Raw genomic sequence first — 20,318 nt, forward strand, 5'->3', positions numbered from 1 at the left:
CCCTTTTTTTATTTCTTAAACAATAAGCTTATTGCTTTTGCGGATGCATTTTAATATCAGCCTTGGCTTGCAGGGCGTTTAACACCGCTTCAAACTGTGCTTTTCCAAAAGCGGCAGATATATTCTTTTCTAAAACCGACTGTTTAGCCTTATCCTCATCCGTAAGTTCACCTTCAGTGACTTTGACTATGCTGGCTACAATTTTACCGCCAGTACTCTCATTAATCAAAATAACACTAGGGTGGCCGTTTTCCGGTTTTGCTGCTCTGAAAACTGCTTGACTAAAATCAGGTGGCAAATCAGTCGCTTTACGATTAAATCCATTCACCTTTTTTACAGGCAAATGATAAGTATCAGCTAGTTGAGATAGTGCTTTACCAGAAAGTAGTTCGGACTTTATCTGTTCAGCAGTGGCAATGGCTTTTTGTTGCGCCTTATCATGCTGTATGGCTTTAATAATTTGCGGTTTAACCTCTTTTAGTTCTTTGCTGGCAGAGGGTAAATGAGATTGCATACGCAACACCACTAATTTGTCATTACCTACTTCAAGTGGTTCGCTATTATTGCCTTTTAATACGTCCTCAGAAAACGCTGCTAAGCGCACTTTTTCTTCGCTAGCGACGCCTTCGCCATGAGCATGGGTAAACATACCGGTTTTGTTAATTTCAACACCCAGGACTTTAGCTGCTGCATTTAGATTATCAGGATTTTCGTAGCTGACTTCAGTGAGTTTTTCACCTAGAGTATTAAACGTATTTTCGGCCTGGGATTTTTGATAGGCTTTAATTAACTCAGGTTTTAGCGATTCATAAGATTTTACTTCGCCAGGCACCAATTCTGTCACTTTGATAAGGTGATAGCCAAATGCAGATTTTACCGGTTCAGAAACCTCGCCGAGTTTAAGCTTGGTCGCGGCTTCTTCAAAAGCTTTTTCCATAACGCCAACATTAAATAAGCCCAAATCACCGCCATTTTTCGCCGATTCTTTATCGTCAGAGATTGACGCAGCTAATTTAGCAAAGTCTTGGTGGCTTAATTCCTGTTTAGCTTGCAATGCTTTTTGCAATGCCTGTTCATCAGCAGCAGGGTCTTTAGTAAAGGCGAATAGTATATGACTGATTCTGCGGCGTTCTTTAGAGCTAAATTGTGGCTTTTGCTCTTCATAATAGGCCTGTAGCTGTTCTTCGGTCGGTTTAACGTCAGCGGCTAATTTATCCAGTGATAGTTCTACATACTCAACAGACACTTGTTCTTCAGTTTGAAATGCATCTTGATGTTGTTGAAAGTAGCTAGTAATTTCTTCATCATTTGGAGTATCAGTCACTGCGGTGAGTGGCACGGTCAAATATTCAAAATCGCGTTTCTGATTTTGAATTTTGAAAAAGGCATTCACTTCCGCGGGTGTAACGAAACTACTGTCAACAATAGAACGTTGAAACTGTTCCATAAGAATAGCTTTTTTTATTCTATTAATAAATTCGTCGGAAGACATGCCTTGTGATCCGAGTAGGGCCTGATATTGGCCTTTATCAAATTTACCGTCTTTCTGAAAATATTCCAGAGTTTTGATGAAGTCTTTAGCGGTTTCATCGCTGATCAGTAATTTTTCATCTTGCACATATTGAAGCAGAACTTCATCGCGTATTAATTTGCTTAACGCCTGCTTTCTGAGGGACTCTTCATCAAACTTCATACCTCCCAGATTTTGTACATACTGTTGATAGGCTCGATTAATATCGTTTTGAAAAAAATCTTTGTCACCGACAGATACTATAGGTACTTCCTTGCCACCGCCAAGGTAGTTTTGAATACCCCATAAACCGAATAGCACACAAATTAATACCAAAATGACTGATGCAAAAACACCGTGTACTTTTTCTCTAATCTTTAATAGCATAAACCCTGTCCCTAAAACAGATTTAAACCTGATTTCTTCAGGCAATGAATGTAAGCATGCAAAAAAAAACCTCGAACCATGTTACGGCCCGAGGTTTCTGTTTTGGCGGAGCGGACGGGGCTCGAACCCGCGACCCCCGGCGTGACAGGCCGGTATTCTAACCAACTGAACTACCGCTCCTAAGTCTGGTGGGTGCTGAGGGGTTCGAACCCCCGACCCTCGCCTTGTAAGGGCGATGCTCTCCCAGCTGAGCTAAGCACCCGACTAAAGAGCGACTAGTTTACAGCATCTTTTAAAGATTTGCCAGCTTTAAATGAAGGAATTTTTGCTGCTTTGATTGTAATTTCTTCGCCTGTTTGCGGATTACGACCTTTACGCTCTGCTCTTTCTTTAACTTCGAAAGTGCCAAAGCCTACTAATGCAACAGAATCGCCTGATTTTAAAGCATTTTCTACGGCTTTAATAAAACCGTCCAAAGCACGGCCTGCATCGGTTTTGGTCAATTGTGACACACCTGCGATTGCATCGATAAGTTCCGATTTATTCATTTATTTACCCTTAGGTTGTTGTTGTATTAATTATGCTTATCAATCAAGCGGTTAATATTGCCCTGCAAACTCTGGATCTGATGAGGGAAGTTTACAGTCTCTTGACACAAGAAAGAGGCGGTATTTATAACAATCGCCAACTGTATGTGTCAAGCAAGTAAATGACTGTAAGCCCATTTTTTTTAGTAAGTAGCAAAAAATATAAGCAATTCAATGTAATTTAATGCGCTACAACGGTAGACGATTTAATTTCGTTTTTACCCGAAGTAGTGTCAGTAATTTCAGCACTCAATTCAATCGGTACTGGCATGTATTGTAAGGCGATTTCCAGAACTTCATCTATCCAGCGCACACATTTAATGGTTAAATTTTGTTTGATATTTTCTGGAATTTCAATCAAATCCTTTTCATTTTCGGCGGGGATAACCACAGTGGTAATGCCGCCACGATGTGCTGCTAATAATTTCTCTTTTAAGCCGCCAATCGGTAAAACTTCGCCACGTAAAGTGATTTCGCCGGTCATGGCCACATCAGCACGTACTGGAATTTTAGTCAGTGCAGAAATAATGGCAGTACACATGCCTATGCCAGCGCTAGGGCCATCTTTGGGTGTCGCACCTTCTGGAACATGTATGTGAATATCATTTTTTTGAAAGACTTCGTTGTCGATACCTAAAATATTTGCTCGACTTCTAACTACCGTTACAGCAGCTTCGATAGACTCTTTCATCACATCACCTAGTTTTCCGGTAGTGGATTGTTTACCTTTACCCGGCATAACAGCGGTTTCAATCGTGAGGAGTTCTCCGCCTACTTCTGTCCACGCCAATCCGGTAACCTGACCAATTTGATCTTTATCTTCAGCGATACCGTAATTAAAGCGCCTTACACCCAAATATTTATCTAAATTTTCATCAGTAATAGTGATTAGGGATTTATCTTCTTGTAATAACAAGCTTTTTACCACTTTACGACAAATTTTTGAAATTTCCCGCTCCAGGCTTCTGACGCCTGCTTCGCGGGTGTAATAACGAATAATATTTTTAACCGCAGATTCTGAAATGCTAATCTCTGATTCTGATAGTCCATTGTTTTTAATTTGTTTTACAATCAAAAACCGAGTGGCGATATTAATCTTTTCGTCTTCGGTATAACCAGATAAACGAATTATTTCCATCCTGTCCAAAAGCGCTGGGGGAATGTTCATGGTATTGGCGGTAGCCACAAACATCACATCAGATAAATCGAAATCAACCTCTAGATAATGGTCAGAGAAAGTGTGATTTTGTTCGGGATCAAGCACTTCCAATAAGGCAGATGCTGGATCACCACGAAAATCTGCTGCCATTTTGTCTATTTCATCAAGTAAAAACATGGGATTACGTGTTTTTATTTTGGACAGATTTTGCAGTATTTTTCCGGGCATGGAGCCGATATAGGTTCGTCTATGACCGCGTATTTCCGCTTCATCACGCACACCACCTAAGGCCATACGTACATATTTACGATTGGTAGCACGTGCGATGGATTGGCCCAATGAGGTTTTACCCACCCCTGGAGGCCCAACTAAACATAAGATAGGCCCTTTCAATTGTTTTACACGTTGCTGAACAGCCAGATACTCCAAGATGCGTTCTTTAACTTTTTCCAAGCCGTAATGTTCGGTTTCTAAGACTTGTTCAGCCACTTTTAAATCGTGGCGTACCTTGGTTTTCTTTTTCCAGGGAACGTTTACCATCCAGTCAATATAATTACGCACCACAGTGGCTTCTGCCGACATGGGGGACATCATTTTTAGTTTGTTAAGCTCAGCTATGGCTTTGGTATTGGCTTCAGCAGACATACCAGCCGCTGTTATTTTCTTTTCCAGCTCTTCCACTTCGTTGCTGGCTTCATCCATTTCGCCCAGTTCTTTTTGAATGGCTTTCATTTGTTCATTCAAATAGTATTCGCGTTGGTTTTTCTCCATTTGTTTTTTAACGCGACCACGGATTTTCTTTTCCATCTCCAGAATATCGACTTCTCCTTCCATTAGCGTCATTAAGTTTTCCAGACGCTTAGCGACATCCAGCATTTCTAGCATGGATTGCTTTTCTTCCACTTTCAGTGCCATATGTGCAGCCATGGTGTCAGCCAAGCGGCCAGCATCGTCAATGCCTGACAGTGAGTTTAGAACTTCAGGAGGAATTTTACTGTTTAGTTTGACGTATTGATCGAATGAGTTAACAGCAGTTCGTTGTAACACCTCTAATTCCGTTTCTGGAATTAATATTTCATCTTCTAATTCAACGACATTAGCAGCGCAATAATTATCAACTTCCTGATATTGGATGATTTTGCAACGCTTGCAGCCCTCAACCAGAACCTTAACTGTGCCATCAGGCAGTTTCAGCAATTGCAGAATATTGGCCAGAGTGCCCACTTTATAGAGATCATCAAAGCCCGGCTCATCAACATCAGCCTGTATCTGTGCAACCAGTAACACCTGCTTATCCAATTTGATAGCCGCATCTAGTGCATCAATAGACATGCCTCTACCTACGAATAGAGGGATAACCATATGCGGGTACACCACAACATCACGCAGTGGTAAAACCGGAATCAGCTCGTCTTTACTTTTAGAATGGGTCATTTTAGTTTTCCTTTTGGCAGGATAGCATTACATTTTGTCACAATCCTATATGAGGTCAGTCTCAGAATAAACAAGTATTTTTTTTATTGCGCAAAAAATTGTGTTTAGTCACAAACATTGGAGTCCACTAAAGTTGCCGTATAGCTGACAATATTACCCGCACTTACTGTCGCCGCAATTTAAGCAAGTCATGCAACCATCCATCAAAACCATCGCTTTAGTGCTGCACTTGCTACACAAAACCGCTTTTTCTGGAAATGATTGCTGATCACTGGTGCCATGTAATGCTTCAAATTCGCGACGCTTTTCATTAAGAAACTGTTTTTGATGATCCGTCATCACTTCTGGTTTGAGCATGCCTATGTGTCTAAGGTGTGATTCTATGGCACAACCAATTTCTGCTACCAACGAGGGCATAAAAACCCCGCCTTTTTTGAAATAGCCACCGCGCGGATCAAAAACAGCCTTCATTTCTTCAACCAGAAAACAGGCATCACCACCTTTGCGGAATACCGCTGAAATTACCCGTGTCAAAGCTAAAACCCATTGAAAATGTTCCATGTTTTTTGAATTAATAAACACTTCATAGGGTCGGCGCTCTTCGTGTGGAGTGCCCTGATTAAGTATCATATCGTTGATAGTGATATACAGTGCATGTTCTGATTGTGGTGTCTTTATTTTATAGGTAGAGCCTAAAAGTACTTCTGGACGCTCCACATTTTCATGCATACTCTCCACTTGGTTTTGTTCCACAGGTGTATTTGTTTCCTGTGTATCGGGAGTAATTACTTTATAGCTGATGATTTTTTTGTTGATTTTATGTGTCATGAGTTTGCGCCTTATTAAAACTTACCGTAATAGCCTTCTTTTAAGGCATCAAACAAATTAGCAGCCGTGTGAATTTCGCCATCGTACTCGATTTCTTCATTCCCTTTATATTCAACTACATGACCATCTTCGAGCGTGAATTGGTAAAGGGTGTTTTCCAGATCGGATTCTTTTACTAGCACGCCTTGAAATACTTCGGGGTTAAAGCGGAAAGTGGTGCAACCTTTTAAACCTTTATCATAAGCGTATTCATATATGGATTTAAAATCTTCGTAGGGGTAGTTGGTTGGCACATTTGCAGTTTTAGATATGGATGAATCTATCCATTTTTGTGCGGCGGCCTGAATGTCAACATGTTGTTTTGGACTTACGTCATCCGCAGAAATAAAAAATTCAGGTAATTGTTGTGCGGGGTTTTCGCTATAGGGCATTGCTTCGGGGTTGATTAAATGCCGATAAGCCAGTAGTTCAAAGGAAAATACATCGATTTTTTCTTTCGATTTTTTACCTTCGCGGATGACATTTCGCGAATAATGGTGAGCAAAACTGGGCTCAATACCATTGCTGGCATTATTGGCTAATGACAATGAGATGGTACCAGTCGGGGCTATAGAACTATGATGTGTGAAGCGACAACCCACTTCAGCCAGTTCAGCAACCAATTCTGGCACTTCTTCAGCCAGTTGCTGCATGTAACGACTATATTTTGCATGTAAAACCTTGCCGGGTAGATGGTCACCCAGTTTGTAGCCGTCTTTAAGCATTTCTGGGCGTTTATGCAGCATTTCGCCAGTGACAGTGAATACTTGCTCCATTATCGGTGCAGGACCTTTCTCTTTGGCTAATTCCAGGCCAGCTTTCCAGCCTTCGATAGCCAGTTCTTTGGTGACTTGTTCGGTGAATTCAAGCGAAGCATTATCGCCGTATTTCATGCCCAACAGGGTTATGGTTGAACCTAAGCCCAGATAACCCATGCCGTGTCGACGTTTACCAATTATTTCCATGCGTTGTTTTTCCAGCGGCAAACCGTTGATTTCCACTACGTTATCCAGCATGCGGGTAAAGATGCGTATGGTTTTTCGATAAGCCTCCCAGTTGAAGATAGCCATAGACGTAAAGGGATTTTCGACGAAGTGAGTCAGATTAATAGAGCCTAGCAAGCAACTGCCGTATGGTGGTAAGGGTTGCTCTCCGCATGGATTGGTGGCGCGTATATGTTCACAGAACCAGTTATTGTTCATTTCATTAACTTTATCTATCAATATAAATCCGGGTTCTGCGTAGTCATAGGTGGAAGACATAATAATGTCCCATAACCGTCTGGCTGGCATGACTTTACTAACCCGACAAGCAACCAGACCCGCTTCGTTAACGACATAACCCTTTTTGTTGGGAAGATCGCGCCAGACAATTTTTTCGGCATCTTTAAGATCGAGTTTATCCACTTTGACATCGCGATCAGTGACAGGAAATGATAAAGCCCACTGCCCATTGTTTTTAACAGCTTCAACAAACTCGCTGGTAATTAACAGGGATAAATTAAACTGACGCAAACGCCCATCTTCGCGTTTGGCACGGATAAAATCCACTACATCGGGGTGGGCAATATCGAAAGTAGCCATTTGTGCGCCACGGCGTCCACCTGCTGAGGAAACGGTGAAACACATTTTGTCATAAATATCCATGAACGATAGTGGCCCGGAGGTATAGGCACCCGCTCCCGAAACATAGGCATCTTTTGGGCGAAGCGTAGAAAATTCGTAACCGATGCCGCAGCCTGCTTTTAGGGTTAAGCCAGCTTCATGGACTTTAGCCAATATATCGTCCATAGAGTCTTCAATAATGCCTGACACCGTGCAATTAATAGTCGATGTGGCAGGTTTATGGGCAAGCGCGCCAGCGTTGGAAATGATGCGGCCAGCAGGGATGGCTCCTTTACGTAAGGCCCATAAGAATTCTTTGTAATGAAGCTCTTGTAATTCCTTGCTAATTTCAACACTGGATAAAGCCTTGGCAACTCTTTTATAGGTTTCATCAATGTTATTGTCGAGAGCCTTGCCTTCTTTTGTTTTTAAACGATATTTGCTGTCCCAAATATCCAGCGAAGCGCTTTGCAAGGGGATTTCGGTATTATTAGGCGAAACAACATGAAGTTTGGCGGTCATTCGTCGGATTTCCTGGTCTGATTGTGGTAGGCATCAATACAATCCTGCCTGAGATGGCTAACATATTGATGTATATTTTATTGCAAAATAAAACAGGTTAAATACTGTATGTAGTGTTTTTTTAAAATTCTAGCACAATATATTGTGTTGTCAGCAGTTTTTTCTATTAAATTTTCAGTAGTTTTTACACTTCAATAAGTTAGCTTGATAGTTGTGTTTTTGTTTATTACAAATAGACGTAGTCATGCCTATTTATTAATGTGTTTCGGGTGTGATTGAAGTATTTTGATGCTCAATGTTCAACTAATTGACTGCAAAAAGGGGGGGATTTTTCTTAATCGATTAAGCAATAGCCACTTTGAACTACATGGCTTATTTCAAAGCGAATTTGTTGAATGATGTATGAACTGAGTGGTTCGAAAGACTATTTCTGCAGAGTAACAAATAGGTAAAAGTGCTTATCTATTGGTAATGGGGATACCGATATAACTAGCCTGAATACTGGGTAGGGCTATATGAAAAAGTGAGGAGCTTAAGTGTGTATATATGGGGGGCTTAAGCTGAAACTTCTCTGGCTAAAAAACAGAAAAGCCTCCGATACCAAGGCTATCGGAGGCTTTTTAGTCAAGTGCTTTTGATTAAAACAGCTACTTAAAGAATAGTGACTTCTTCAGCTTGAGGACCTTTAGGGCCGCGACCCAATTTGAATTGCACGTGTTGGCCTTCATCAAGAGTTCTGTAGCTGTTGTTTGGGTTAAGAATGTTTTTGAAATGAACAAAAACGTCTGGTCCTTGTTTTTGCTCAATAAAGCCAAAGCCTTTGTCAGCATTAAACCATTTAACGGTGCCGGTTGTCATTGTAGTAGACATGATAAGTCCTATAAAAATTAGATATAAAGCTTGGATAGCCAAGCGGGTAGAGCTGGTAAATGTGTAAATTACTTAATGAAGAACAGGACGAAGAACTACAGGATATGCATCGAAATGGTAAACAAAGGGTAAATCATATTTTCTAGCTAAGTAGCATTGTATGCTGAAAGAGTTTATTGTCAAGGAATTATTAATAAAATTAATATATTAACTTATTCTAGTTTAAGATTAGGGGTATTTAAGCCTAGTTGATATTCCGTTGCTGATGATGCTATGCATTTAGAGCATGTCTAATATGGCTGTTCAAAACTAAATTCTGAAAAACTGCCTTTTCAGGTAATGGCTAGCGAAAAAACTGGGTAAATTTTGATGCCTAACCAGTACTTAAGTGCTGGTTAATGTGGATGCGCTCAACACTCCAATATCTGTAAGTTAACAAAATGATTGGATAGTATAGAATATTCATTAACCATTACCAATATGATTATTTAGGAGCCTTACATGCAAAAAACTGTATTGATTACCGGAGCCAATCGGGGACTGGGTCTTGAATTTTCTCGTCAATATGCTGAGGCTGGCTGGCGGGTTATTACTGCTTGTCGTCAGCCTAAAGCTGCCCATGCACTGCAAAAACTGGCAGATGAATATTCCAGTTTACAGATAGAGGTGCTGGATGTAGGTGATTTTGCACAGATTGATGCCTTGTCAGAGAAGTTAGCGGAAGAAACCATTGATGTGTTACTCAACAATGCAGGCGTTTATGGTGATAAAGCTGAGCATAGTTTTGGTCAATTAGATTATCAAGCTTGGGCGCATACGTTAGCCATTAATACGCTGGCACCCATTAAAATGGCGGAAGCTTTTTTACCGCAGCTGGAAAATGGTAAGAGTAAGTTGATCGTGAATGTGAGTAGTTTAATGGGTAGCCTGACGGACAATACCAGTGGTGGTAGTTTGCTTTACCGTTCCAGTAAAGCCGGATTGAATGCGGCGATGAAAAGTTTATCTCTTGATTTGCGACCAAAGTCTATTGGTATCTTAATTCTACATCCAGGTTGGGTTAAAACCGATATGGGGGGTGAAAATGCATTGATAGAGGTAGAGGAAAGTGTTAGTGGGATGATTGAGCAAATTAAGGTTTTTTCGCTGGATAAAACCGGCATGTTTATCAGATATGACGGTGGATTGGTGCCTTGGTAATCAAATTTAATGGGAATTTCAAAAACTGGCTTTGTTACTTCGACAGACACAGGACGAACGGATAACTTATTGATTGTCATAGCTGCCGTTCGCCCTGAGCCTGTGCGGTTAAGCTGTTCTTGGTTCCATAAGCTCATCACGAAAGGCTTAACCATAAACTGTTTCACCTAAAGTAGATAGCAGAAAGTACTAGGGTTGTTGGTCAATCTCTTCCAGACAGACAATTAGGGTATGGCGCACAATGAAAAAAGTCATTGCTATCATATATAGAGCGTAATGGCGGGTGATGGCAATGCTAATTAAAACAAACAGGATTGCTACGCTGATATCGTAGCGGACAATTTTGTTTAATTGCCTAAGATATTGAATGGACTCCAAATCAAAGCGTTGGCTTTTGTTAATCAACGCTAAAGTCACTATGGATGTAAATAACGCGAAATAGAGCGGATAAAAAATGAACATCGGTGCATTTTCATCAAATTGTGGCTGCCAGTAACCATACCAGACCAGCAAGCCTGCACTGGCAAAGCCATCATGCCAAATGAGACTGGGTACTTTTTTAAAGTAACCAATTATTAAACTAATACTCATAATAGCCAGACTAATGCCCAAACCAAGAGGGGTGGTGAGGAGTAACACATAAGGATTATGGCTTTGCACCAAAATTGCCAATAGTGCACAGCATGCAATAAATACTATCATATTAATGGCCTTAGTTAAGGTAGTGACTTAATTTACCACAAAAATACATCCTGACTTTGCCCACTCATACCTTTAGACATTTAGTGTAGTTTATAAAGGTTTTGTGCCGAGTTCTTCTCCGAACAGATTGTTATCAGCGCTAAACTTTTCCAGCAATGCCGGCAGAAAAAACTCAGCTACCAATAAAGGTTGGTTATGAATAACGTAAACGGTTCGCCTACCCGATATTATTTGATCAATCGTGCATCTTGTTTGTAATTGGGGTGTCCAGTTGTTGGTTGAGACCTGACAGAATTGGCGTTGGCGTAATTCTAAATCCGAATAGGCAAAAATGACTTCACCTAGTGGTCGATTGCCTAAGTGGGAAAGATTACGATGGGCAATTTTTATAGTTTGCGCAGGCAACACAGTGCGCGCCAATACCAAGGGTTGACCATTACCACTGAGCACCACTTCCCGCAGCAAATGGAAATGTGCTGTCGGTATGGATAGTAGTTGGGTTTCATCTATAAATGCTGGCTTCCATTGATGAAACAATACGTTAACGGAAAAGCCGCTGCCATAAACACTACGCAAGCGTTTGGTTAATGAGCCTGTTTCCGAAAGCCAGGAATATAATTCGGCGGGTAGCCGATGCATCATGCCTGGTACTGGTTGTTTCCAACTTGGTGGGTAAGTGAATAAAAAACTTCTATGCAACAAGGGTTTTGGTCTCTGTGTGATAGTGGATTATACTGTGTATCAATATATTACAAGCTTGTATTTACAGCGGCAAAATTTCAATTAAGACTGCGCTATACCTTCATTAACTTTATTTGCCGATCCTAGCCAGCGCTGCACTAATTCAGGTATCACTTGAGCTTGTTGTTGGTAAATGGCTTGAGCTGCTGCCGGTATTAAGTCCAGTAAATCACTGTCACGATTTAAGTCTGCAATTTTAAATTGAATTTGTCCGGTTTGCCGAGTACCCATGACTTCACCGGGACCTCGCAACTCCAGATCTTTTTCCGCAATGATAAAGCCATCGTTGGTTTCTTTCATAATACCTAAACGTTGTTTTCCCGCAAAAGACAGAGGCGATTGATACAGTAACAGGCAGTAGCTTTCCTGATTACCTCTGCCCACGCGACCGCGTAACTGATGAAGTTGTGATAAGCCTAAGCGCTCTGGATTTTCAATAATCATCAATCCCGCATTCGGAACATCGACACCTACTTCGATAACGGTGGTGGCAACCAGCAAATCGCATTCATGCTGTTTAAAGGCCTGCATCACGCGTTCTTTCTCATTTGCTTTCATACGCCCGTGTACCAGACCAATTTTGACATTAGGTAAGGTATGCGATAAATAGGTGGCGGTTTTTTCTGCTGCTTCACATTGAAGAAGTTCCGATTCTTCAATAAGTGTGCATACCCAATAAGCTTGGCGTTGTTGGCTAACCCAATTTTCTATGCGCTTAATCACTTCATCACGACGTTCCGAGGGAATAACGCTAGTGGTAACGGGTTTACGTCCTGGAGGTAGTTGATCAATTTTTGACATATCCAAATCCGAATATTGCAGCATAGCCAATGTGCGGGGTATCGGGGTGGCAGTCATAATGAGTTGATGCGGTCTTAAGTCACCTTGTTGACCTTTTTCGCGTAAAGCCAGACGCTGATTGACGCCAAAACGGTGTTGTTCATCGATGATAATTAATCCCAGATTATGGAAAGTAACACTGTCCTGAAACAAGGCATGGGTGCCAATAATAATCTGGATGCTGCCTTCGGCAAGAGCTTGTAATGTGCTTTGTCGATTTTTGCCTTTCAGCTGGCCTGTCAGAAATTGTATGTCTATGCTGTTGACTGCAAACCATTGCCTAAAATTATGTAAATGCTGTTCAGCCAATAACTCGGTAGGTGCCATAATTGCCACTTGAAAGCCAGAACTAACGGCCGCTAATGCGGCAATAGCCGCTACCACAGTCTTACCGGAGCCTACATCACCGTGTACCAGTCTTAACATTGGGTGAGTCTGGCTGCAATCACTTTCAATTTCAGCAATCACTCGCTGTTGGGCTGTAGTGAGTTGAAAGGGTAAGCGATTTATAAAGTCTTGTTTAATATTCACATCCAGCGCTAGCTTTGGAGCTTGCCACTGTTTATAAGCTAATTTACCTTGCAGGAGTGCAAGGTGATGAGTAAGAAACTCCTCAAACGCCAGACGTTTTAAGGCCGGTAATTGGCCATCCTGCAAACTTTCTATGCTTAAGTTTGTTGGGGGGTTATGCAAGGTTAGTAGTGATTCTTTAAGGCTAGGAAAGTGATGACGATTTAGAACTTCGTTTGGGATTAAGTCGCTAAGTGTGTTATCAACAGTCAGGCATAGACTAAGTGCTTGTTTGATAATTTTTCTCAACAGAGTTTGCCCTACACCTTCTGTGAGAGGGTAAACGGGTGATAATGTTGTCTCAATGATCTGTTTCGCGTTTTGGACAATTTTGTATTCGGGATGTACCATTTCCAGTCCGGTATAGCCATATCGAATTTCGCCAAAACAGGCGAGTAGCGTGCCGGGTTTTAATTGCTTGGCTTGTTGAGCGCTGAAGTGAAAGAAACGTAGCGATAGTAAGCCGCTATTGTCATTTATACGACAGATGATACTAGGGCGTCCACGCTGAATAGTGTCAGTAAATTCCACAATCCCACATACCAAAGCAGAGATACCGGTTTGTAATTGGGCAATGGCGGTAATTTTGCTACGGTCCTGATAGCGCAAAGGCAAGTGAAATAGCAAATCCTGTAAAGTGATTATACCCAGTTTTTGCAACCGTGCTGCTACTTGTGAGCCTATGCCCGTTAGGGTTGTGACCGGTAGGGTATGAGGTTCCTGGCTATGCATGCCGGAGCCGGATGTCTAAACGAAATAATAAGTATTAATTAGTAATATTCGTTGCGTAACACCATTACCGCATCCATTTCAACATTAACATTCTTAGGAAGAGCTGCAACACCAACAGCGGCGCGAGCAGGGTAAGGCTCAGTGAAATATTCCGCCATGAGTTGATTGACCAGTGGGAAATGTCCCAGATCAGTTAAATACACATTGAGTTTTACGATGTCGGAAAAATCGCCTCCTGCAGCGGTGGCAACAGCTAGCAAATTATCAAACACGCGGCGAATTTGGCTATTGATGTCACCAGTTATCACTTCCATAGTCTCTGGGTCCAAGGCAATTTGTCCAGATAGATAGACGGTGTTATCAACTTTAACAGCTTGAGAGTATGTGCCGATAGCTTGCGGTGCGAGTGGGGTTGAAATAATTTCCTTGTTCATGCTCTAGGCCTTAATGCGAGTAATTTTTAATACAATTGAAAGTTTTTTCAGTTTTCGAATAATAGAGGCAAGATGCACACGATCTCGCACGGCTAAAGTTAGCAAGTCAACCGATACTCGATTGTCTTGACTCACCACATTGATGTTTTCAATGTTTGAGTCCAAACTGGAGATAGTAGACGCTATGGTGGCTAAGGATCCACGTTGGTTGAGTAGTTCGATGCGAATTTCAGCAGAAAACTCGCCACTGGCATCTGGACTCCATTCCACATCAAGCCAGCTGGTTTGTTTTTTTCTAACTTCGTTGCTATTCCTACAGGTATGATGATGCACCACGATACCCTTGCCAGGATTGAAAAAGCCAATAATCGAATCACCGGGAATGGGTCTGCAACATTTTGCTAAACTGACGACTATCCCTTCTGTGCCCTTAATAATGAGAGGTTTGCTATGAGAAACATCGTGCTCATTAAGTTTGCCACTGGCATTAATATCAGACTGCACAATATGTTTGGCGACTAGAAAAGGCATTTTATTACCGAGACCAATGTCTTCCAGTAATTCATTTAGCGAGTGTTTTTTTAAGGTTTGCAGAACCTGAATTATGCGGTTGTTATCGACTTGATCCAGTTGAATGTCGATACTTTGTAATTCTTTTTCCAGCAGGCGGCGACCTAGATTGATGGCTTCTTGTTGTTTAAAGTTTTTAAGATAGGCCCGGATACAGCTACGTGCTTTAGCGGTGGCAACATAATTAAGCCATAGAGGATTAGGACGTGCCCAGGCAGCAGTAATCACTTCTATGGTCATGCCATTTTCAAGTTTGGTTTGTAGCGGAACCAGTTTTTTATCAATACGTGCTGAAATACAGGCATTTCCAACATCGGTATGTACCATATATGCAAAGTCAACAATGGTTGCACCGCGCGGTAGTTTAATAATCTTGCCTTTTGGGCTAAACACAAAAACTTCTTGTGGAAACAGATCGACTTTTAGATTATCTATAAACTCCAGTGAGTCGCCAGCAGACTTTTGAATTTCCAGTAGATCCCGTAACCATTCATTCGCTCTGGCTTGGATAGTTTCACTTTTATCTTTATCCGATTTATATAGCCAATGCGCGGCAATGCCTGATTCAGACATGCGATGCATTTCATGGGTGCGTATTTGTATTTCGATAGGTACGCCGTAGGGGCCAATCAGGATGGTATGTAAAGATTGATAACCATTCGCTTTGGGGAGGGCGATATAGTCTTTAAATCGGCCAGGTATGGGTTTGAATAGATTATGAACACAGCCTAATGCTCGGTAGCAATCGTCAACTTGTTGACAATATATTCTGAACGCATACACATCAAACACGTCGGAGAAAGAAATTTTTTTATGCAGCATTTTTTGGTAAATACTGGCAATATTTTTTTCTCGACCTGCAACAGAGCAGTCCAGCCCTGTTTCTTTCAAACGTAAATCAATAGAGTTTTGAATTGTATCGACAATTTCTTTACGATTACCCCGCGACTTTCTGACCGCGTTACTAATAACCGAGAAGCGGTTGGGATACATGGCTTTAAAACCAAGAGACTCCAACTGATGCCTGATTTCATTCATACCCAGTCGATTGGCGATAGGTGCGTAAATTTCCAAAGTTTCTTTAGCGATACGACGTTTTTTTTCGCTGGGCAGATTACCGATCGTTTGCATATTATGCAGACGGTCAGCCAGTTTAACGATAATTACGCGTAAATCTTTAGCCATTGCCAGAAACATTTTTCTGACATTTTCCGCTTGTGCCTCTGCTCTGGAACGGCTATCGATTTGTGAAAGTTTGGTAACGCCATCAACTAGATCGGCAACTTCAGGATTGAACTTTTCGCTGATTTCCCATTTGGTTATGGGGGTGTCTTCGATGACATCATGCAAAATGGCCGCCATAATACCATTGGCATCCATGTGCATAGCGGCTAAAGTTATAGCTACTGATACCGGATGACAAATATAGGCTTCACCTGTTTTACGGAACTGTCCTGAATGGGCAGAAGCACTAAAATGATAAGCGCGAATAATGTCGTTGATTTGATTTTGGTCGAGATAACTGTGCAATATAACGCAAAGCTGCTGAAGTAATTTTTCTTCAGGATGCTCTAATGTGTTATCAATGGGTTTGACAGCTATCTCGGGCATAGGTGTGTTTAAAGCTCTATATGCGTTTCTGAAACATATCCAGAGCGGTGCAGGCGCTCTATATTTTCTTCTGTTACAAAGCCGCCAGCAATTTCGCGTAATGCCAAAACAGTATCTTTGTCCTTACCACGCGGCAGAAATTCGTCAGCACCCTTTTCCAGTTGACGAGCTCTTTTACTGGCCAGTAAGACCAATTTAAAGCGGTTTTCAATATTATTTAAACAATCTTCAATGGTAACGCGTGCCATTTTTATGCCTTCAGAATTTTTCTGGTTGAATGGTGCCTGCTTGCTCTAAGTAACAAATAGGCGGTTTTTAACAGCTTTTAGGAAACGGTGAAAGAATACTTCCCTAAGCATTATCAAGTTATACCGTTGATACCACGCTTCAAGGTGTATTCAAGGCTATAAATAAAGAGATATGCTCAGTATACGAGTATGTACAGAGTATTCTTATAAGTGTTTACACTTTTTAGTGCTTACTTTGTAGTATACCTTAAGCTGATGTAGCTCCAAATATACCAAAAATAAACCAGGGAAATTATTGTTTTTTACCAATTCTTTAAGGAGTTGGATGTGATTATATGACAAATGCCAGCTGTAGCCAATGTTACACTGAATTTAAGGATGTTTGACAATAAAAAGCCCGCATTTAGCGGGCCCGTCCGGTTTATTGTTTTATTATTTGTTGGACGCCTGTCTTGAAGACAGTTTAGTAAAGCAGTTACTGTTTTTTATTATTATTATCAGCCTTGGTTACAGGCCGCTTTCCTCCCCTTAAGATAACGACCTAGCTGGATATTTCTTAACCCAATCAAGGTGCCGCGCAGTGTAGTGAAAAAAATTACGCTTGTCCATAAAAAAATTGCCTATGTTGAAAATTAGTTTTGGCTCGAAATTAAGTGGTTTTAAAAACAGAGTCATAGCGAAAGTCTTGATTAGTAAAACGCACCTTTTTTGTTTTGTCTGTATGGCTTTAAAGATTAATTATCTGAGCAATTTTCTCCCCTAAATAAGTTTGGCAGCGTTTGTCAGCCAGTGGATGGAAGTTTGAAAATGGCACAGTATTAGTGACTATAGCGATAAAATTAGGTGTTAACGCGCAATATAAGTGATGTAGCGGGTAACTGCTTTTGGGTAAATCTCAGCAGTAAGGTACAATCATCGTTTGGCGTGTTGGCATTTTAATGCCTAATGAATCGCCGCTAATGCGCGGTTTGCCGTTAATCAATTTAACAAAACAGAGGAATAATAAATGAAAAAGAACTTGTTTTTGGCTATTGCCCTGCTGGTGTCTGGTACTGCTTTTGCAGGAACCGATCACTATATCTTGCGTGATGGCAATCATGTACAACACTTAAAAATTACTAAAGTAGCGAATAATATTACGGTCACCGCCGATGTTGATTTTGAACCAAATGCGGCAGAAACGGGGCGGCATGCCTGTTCTGCACAAGTATCAGGTGAAGCTAAAAGCGTATCAGCAAACGAATTAGTGATGAAAAAACACATCGAAGGTGAAGCGCGGGTATGTACTATAAAAGCGACTTTATCAGAAACGGGTGCCAAATTGGAACAATCAACCGATTGTAATTACTTTGCCTCAGGCATTTGCCATTTCACCTCTGATGGCAAAGAGTTGCTGAAAGTTCAGTAATGATTCAATTTAGGCTGGATACTACTTAAGCGTTGCGAATTTTTGGTAAGGCAGAGTTGTTGGGTTGCTGTTTTCGCAACCCAACACACTATTGCGTTTATTTTAATCGCTGTTTGCGTGGTAGGTTAACTGCTAGTTCTGATGATTTCTCTTAATAATGCTGTTGCATAACTGCCGGCAGGAAGACGAAATTCTAAATGCAAATTGTCTCCATAAAACTCCCATTGCAGATTTTCCGGTATTACCCGTAAAGCGCGTCTGTCAATTTCTAGGCCTGCTTTTAGTAAGCCTTCCATGAGAGCCGGGTGCTTGGTGATAATGTGCCTTTCTAAGGCCAAGCAGTCGTTGCTGACGCCGCTATCACCTTTGCCCCATAACACTCCAGTTGGGTGAATATCACCACTGATCAGGCGGTCAGTTAAATTACCATCATCATTTTCCGAGCGGAAAACACTATTAGTTTGGTGTAATTTGAAAACTTCTCCGGCTATTGCTTGTTGCCATGTTTGTTCTGTTACGCGTTCTGCCAAAATCAGGTTAAATAAAAACGAACGAGCTGCTGATAAATACAGAGAACGCTGTTCGCGTTTAACCGATAATCCTTGAAACATGGCTAAGGCTTTGTTTAGATTCTGTCCATGATGTCCAAAGCGTTGTTCGGCGAAATAATTTGGAAAGCCAAATTGCTTTATTGCTTGCAATTGTTTAATGCAGCAAGTCATGTCACCCTGGCAGTTACGTATTATCAAACGAAACTGATTGCCTGCCAGGACGCCGCGCTTAAGTTTACGTGCGTGACGTATAATTTGTAGAAACTGCAGGTTTTCAGAGGACAAAACCTGCCAGTCTGGATCTTGTTTGCCAGGTAGCCATACGCTAAACCATTGCCGGGTACGACCATGCCGATCTTTTAAGCCAGCAAAACTGACATCGCGTTGTCTGACCCCGGCGTGTCTAGCCAACAATCGCGCAACATATTCAGTGTTTTCGCCGCATTTTTCAATGTATAAAAATGCGTGTTCGCCGCTTCCTTCAGGTGTAAATGACAAAATTTCTTCTACGATGAAATCATCAACCTGAGTTTTGATATTGCCGCTAACGCTGGGGCTGCCAAAAGCGTATGGCCATTCTGGTAGCTCTAAGTTAGACATCTATTTATTTCTCTATCAATACCACCGCTTGTACGGCAATACCTTCCTTACGACCTTCAAACCCGAGGCGTTCTGTTGTAGTGGCTTTGACATTAATAGCATCCGTTTCTACTGCTAAATCGCTAGCAATAATGCTGCACATCGCAGTAATATGGGGTGCCATTTTAGGAGCCTGGGCAATGATAGTGATGTCGGCATTGATTAAACGAAATCCTTTTTCTTGAATAATCTGGTAGACATGGCGCAGTAATGCACGGCTGTCAGCGCCTTTAAATTGTGGATCGGTATCAGGAAAATGCTTGCCAATATCTCCTAGAGCAGCTGCACCTAATAATGCATCGCTAAGAGCATGCAGTACCACATCGCCATCAGAATGTGCTTCCAATCCCTGTTCATAATCGATTTTTACTCCGCCGAGTATAATGTGGTCGCCACTGGTAAATCGGTGTACATCATAGCCTTGTCCAACTCGAATCATGATTGTTGCTCCATATAGAATTGTGCCAGCGCCAGATCTTCTGGGCGGGTGATTTTTATGTTGTCGGGACGACCTTCGATAATTTTTGGCTGTAAACCCATTAGTTCCAGTGCACTAGCTTCATCGGTAATGGCTGGATTGCCTTCAGCGCGAAGTAATGCGTCTCGTAACATTCCATAACGGAACATTTGCGGAGTAAGCGCGCGCCAAATAGTTTGGCGATCAACACTGGCTGTTATGCTGTTACCCTGTACTCGTTTCAAAGTGTCGTGAGATGGTAGTGCTAAAATGCCACCTACTGTATCCTCTTTTAATCTATCGATTAATTGTTTTATATCGCTACTAGTCAGGCAGGGGCGGGCGGCATCGTGGACTAATACCCAGTCATTTTCATTGGCACGGCCTTGTAAAGATTTCAGTGCAGACAACACTGAATCAGCACGTTCTTTGCCGCCGGGTGCGGTAATAACATCAGCATGAGTTGCGATGGATAACTCTGGCCAATAGGGATCTTCTAGGGAAATGGCAACGCTTATTGCCTGAAAACAGCCTGACAGTAACAACCGCTCTAATGTGTGTTCAATGACGGTTTTACCGTTTAGGGGTAAATATTGTTTGGGGCGGTCAGCCTGCATGCGTTTGCCGACACCCGCAGCTGGAACCACTGCCCAGCAAGAATTTGATGTCATCATG

At 41.7% G+C, this 20,318-nt stretch carries 17 protein-coding genes and 2 tRNA genes; 2 read left to right on the plus strand and 17 right to left on the minus strand.

Going from position 1 to position 20,318, the window contains the following annotated elements:
* Positions 1-28 precede the first annotated feature (28 nt).
* The 8 genes from ABH008_RS05210 to ABH008_RS05245 all read right to left on the minus strand — a co-directional run bounded on the left by ABH008_RS05210 (position 29) and on the right by ABH008_RS05245 (position 8,940).
* Positions 29-1,897 (minus strand): SurA N-terminal domain-containing protein, encoded by a 1,869-nt coding sequence (locus ABH008_RS05210; protein ID WP_347988796.1) that lies wholly within the window; start codon positions 1,895-1,897, stop codon positions 29-31.
* Between the two features lie 103 nt (positions 1,898-2,000).
* Positions 2,001-2,077: transfer RNA gene (locus ABH008_RS05215), tRNA-Asp, on the minus strand.
* Between the two features lie 6 nt (positions 2,078-2,083).
* Positions 2,084-2,159: transfer RNA gene (locus ABH008_RS05220), tRNA-Val, on the minus strand.
* Between the two features lie 13 nt (positions 2,160-2,172).
* The gene (locus ABH008_RS05225) at positions 2,173-2,445 is read right to left on the minus strand and encodes an HU family DNA-binding protein (RefSeq protein WP_347988797.1); all 273 of its coding nucleotides are present in this window, start codon (positions 2,443-2,445) and stop codon (positions 2,173-2,175) included.
* 220 nt (positions 2,446-2,665) lie between these two features.
* Positions 2,666-5,077 (minus strand): endopeptidase La, encoded by a 2,412-nt coding sequence (gene lon, locus ABH008_RS05230; RefSeq protein WP_347988798.1) that lies wholly within the window; start codon positions 5,075-5,077, stop codon positions 2,666-2,668.
* Positions 5,078-5,230: 153 nt separating this feature from the next.
* Positions 5,231-5,905 carry an NrdJb gene (locus tag ABH008_RS05235; protein ID WP_347988799.1) on the minus strand — a complete coding sequence of 225 codons (675 nt, stop codon included), beginning with the start codon at positions 5,903-5,905 and terminating at the stop codon, positions 5,231-5,233.
* Positions 5,906-5,919: 14 nt separating this feature from the next.
* Positions 5,920-8,070 carry an adenosylcobalamin-dependent ribonucleoside-diphosphate reductase gene (locus ABH008_RS05240; protein WP_347988800.1) on the minus strand — a complete coding sequence of 717 codons (2,151 nt, stop codon included), beginning with the start codon at positions 8,068-8,070 and terminating at the stop codon, positions 5,920-5,922.
* A 651-nt stretch (positions 8,071-8,721) separates the two neighbouring features.
* The gene (locus tag ABH008_RS05245) at positions 8,722-8,940 is read right to left on the minus strand and encodes a cold shock domain-containing protein (protein ID WP_347988801.1); all 219 of its coding nucleotides are present in this window, start codon (positions 8,938-8,940) and stop codon (positions 8,722-8,724) included.
* Positions 8,941-9,441: 501 nt separating this feature from the next.
* On the opposite strand from ABH008_RS05245, the gene ABH008_RS05250 reads away from it, so the two are divergent.
* Positions 9,442-10,140: an SDR family oxidoreductase gene (locus tag ABH008_RS05250; protein ID WP_347988802.1), complete on the plus strand. Its 699-nt coding sequence runs from the start codon at positions 9,442-9,444 to the stop codon at positions 10,138-10,140.
* A gap of 189 nt (positions 10,141-10,329) precedes the next feature.
* Here the strand turns inward: ABH008_RS05250 and ABH008_RS05255 are convergent, their stop codons facing one another.
* From ABH008_RS05255 to rpoZ, 6 genes are all read right to left on the minus strand, one after another.
* On the minus strand, positions 10,330-10,842 hold the full coding sequence (locus ABH008_RS05255) for a hypothetical protein (RefSeq protein ID WP_347988803.1): 513 nt from the start codon (positions 10,840-10,842) through the stop codon (positions 10,330-10,332).
* Positions 10,843-10,932: 90 nt separating this feature from the next.
* Positions 10,933-11,484, minus strand: a complete 552-nt coding sequence (locus ABH008_RS05260) for a chorismate lyase (RefSeq protein ID WP_347988804.1) — start codon at positions 11,482-11,484, stop codon at positions 10,933-10,935.
* A 141-nt stretch (positions 11,485-11,625) separates the two neighbouring features.
* Positions 11,626-13,725 carry an ATP-dependent DNA helicase RecG gene (recG, locus tag ABH008_RS05265; RefSeq protein ID WP_347988805.1) on the minus strand — a complete coding sequence of 700 codons (2,100 nt, stop codon included), beginning with the start codon at positions 13,723-13,725 and terminating at the stop codon, positions 11,626-11,628.
* 38 nt (positions 13,726-13,763) lie between these two features.
* Positions 13,764-14,159 carry a RidA family protein gene (locus ABH008_RS05270; RefSeq protein WP_347988806.1) on the minus strand — a complete coding sequence of 132 codons (396 nt, stop codon included), beginning with the start codon at positions 14,157-14,159 and terminating at the stop codon, positions 13,764-13,766.
* Between the two features lie 3 nt (positions 14,160-14,162).
* The gene (locus tag ABH008_RS05275; RefSeq protein ID WP_347988807.1) at positions 14,163-16,340 is read right to left on the minus strand and encodes a bifunctional (p)ppGpp synthetase/guanosine-3',5'-bis(diphosphate) 3'-pyrophosphohydrolase; all 2,178 of its coding nucleotides are present in this window, start codon (positions 16,338-16,340) and stop codon (positions 14,163-14,165) included.
* 8 nt (positions 16,341-16,348) lie between these two features.
* Entirely contained in the window at positions 16,349-16,588 is a 240-nt protein-coding gene (rpoZ, locus tag ABH008_RS05280; RefSeq protein WP_347988808.1) for a DNA-directed RNA polymerase subunit omega, read from the minus strand.
* A 1,006-nt stretch (positions 16,589-17,594) separates the two neighbouring features.
* Here rpoZ and ABH008_RS05285 point away from each other — a divergent pair.
* Positions 17,595-17,996 carry a hypothetical protein gene (locus tag ABH008_RS05285; protein WP_347988809.1) on the plus strand — a complete coding sequence of 134 codons (402 nt, stop codon included), beginning with the start codon at positions 17,595-17,597 and terminating at the stop codon, positions 17,994-17,996.
* A gap of 125 nt (positions 17,997-18,121) precedes the next feature.
* Here the strand turns inward: ABH008_RS05285 and ABH008_RS05290 are convergent, their stop codons facing one another.
* From ABH008_RS05290 to ispD, 3 genes are read right to left on the minus strand one after another with little or no spacing between them, the layout of a single operon-like run.
* Positions 18,122-19,147, minus strand: a complete 1,026-nt coding sequence (locus ABH008_RS05290; RefSeq protein ID WP_347988810.1) for a tRNA pseudouridine(13) synthase TruD — start codon at positions 19,145-19,147, stop codon at positions 18,122-18,124.
* Between the two features lie 4 nt (positions 19,148-19,151).
* Positions 19,152-19,625 carry a 2-C-methyl-D-erythritol 2,4-cyclodiphosphate synthase gene (gene ispF / locus ABH008_RS05295; protein ID WP_347988811.1) on the minus strand — a complete coding sequence of 158 codons (474 nt, stop codon included), beginning with the start codon at positions 19,623-19,625 and terminating at the stop codon, positions 19,152-19,154.
* The gene (gene ispD, locus ABH008_RS05300) at positions 19,622-20,317 is read right to left on the minus strand and encodes a 2-C-methyl-D-erythritol 4-phosphate cytidylyltransferase (protein ID WP_347988812.1); all 696 of its coding nucleotides are present in this window, start codon (positions 20,315-20,317) and stop codon (positions 19,622-19,624) included. Before ispD ends, ispF begins: the two co-directional genes overlap by 4 nt.
* Position 20,318 lies beyond the last annotated feature (1 nt).

The sequence above is a fragment of the Methylomonas sp. AM2-LC genome (genome assembly GCF_039904985.1).
Classification (GTDB): domain Bacteria; phylum Pseudomonadota; class Gammaproteobacteria; order Methylococcales; family Methylomonadaceae; genus Methylomonas.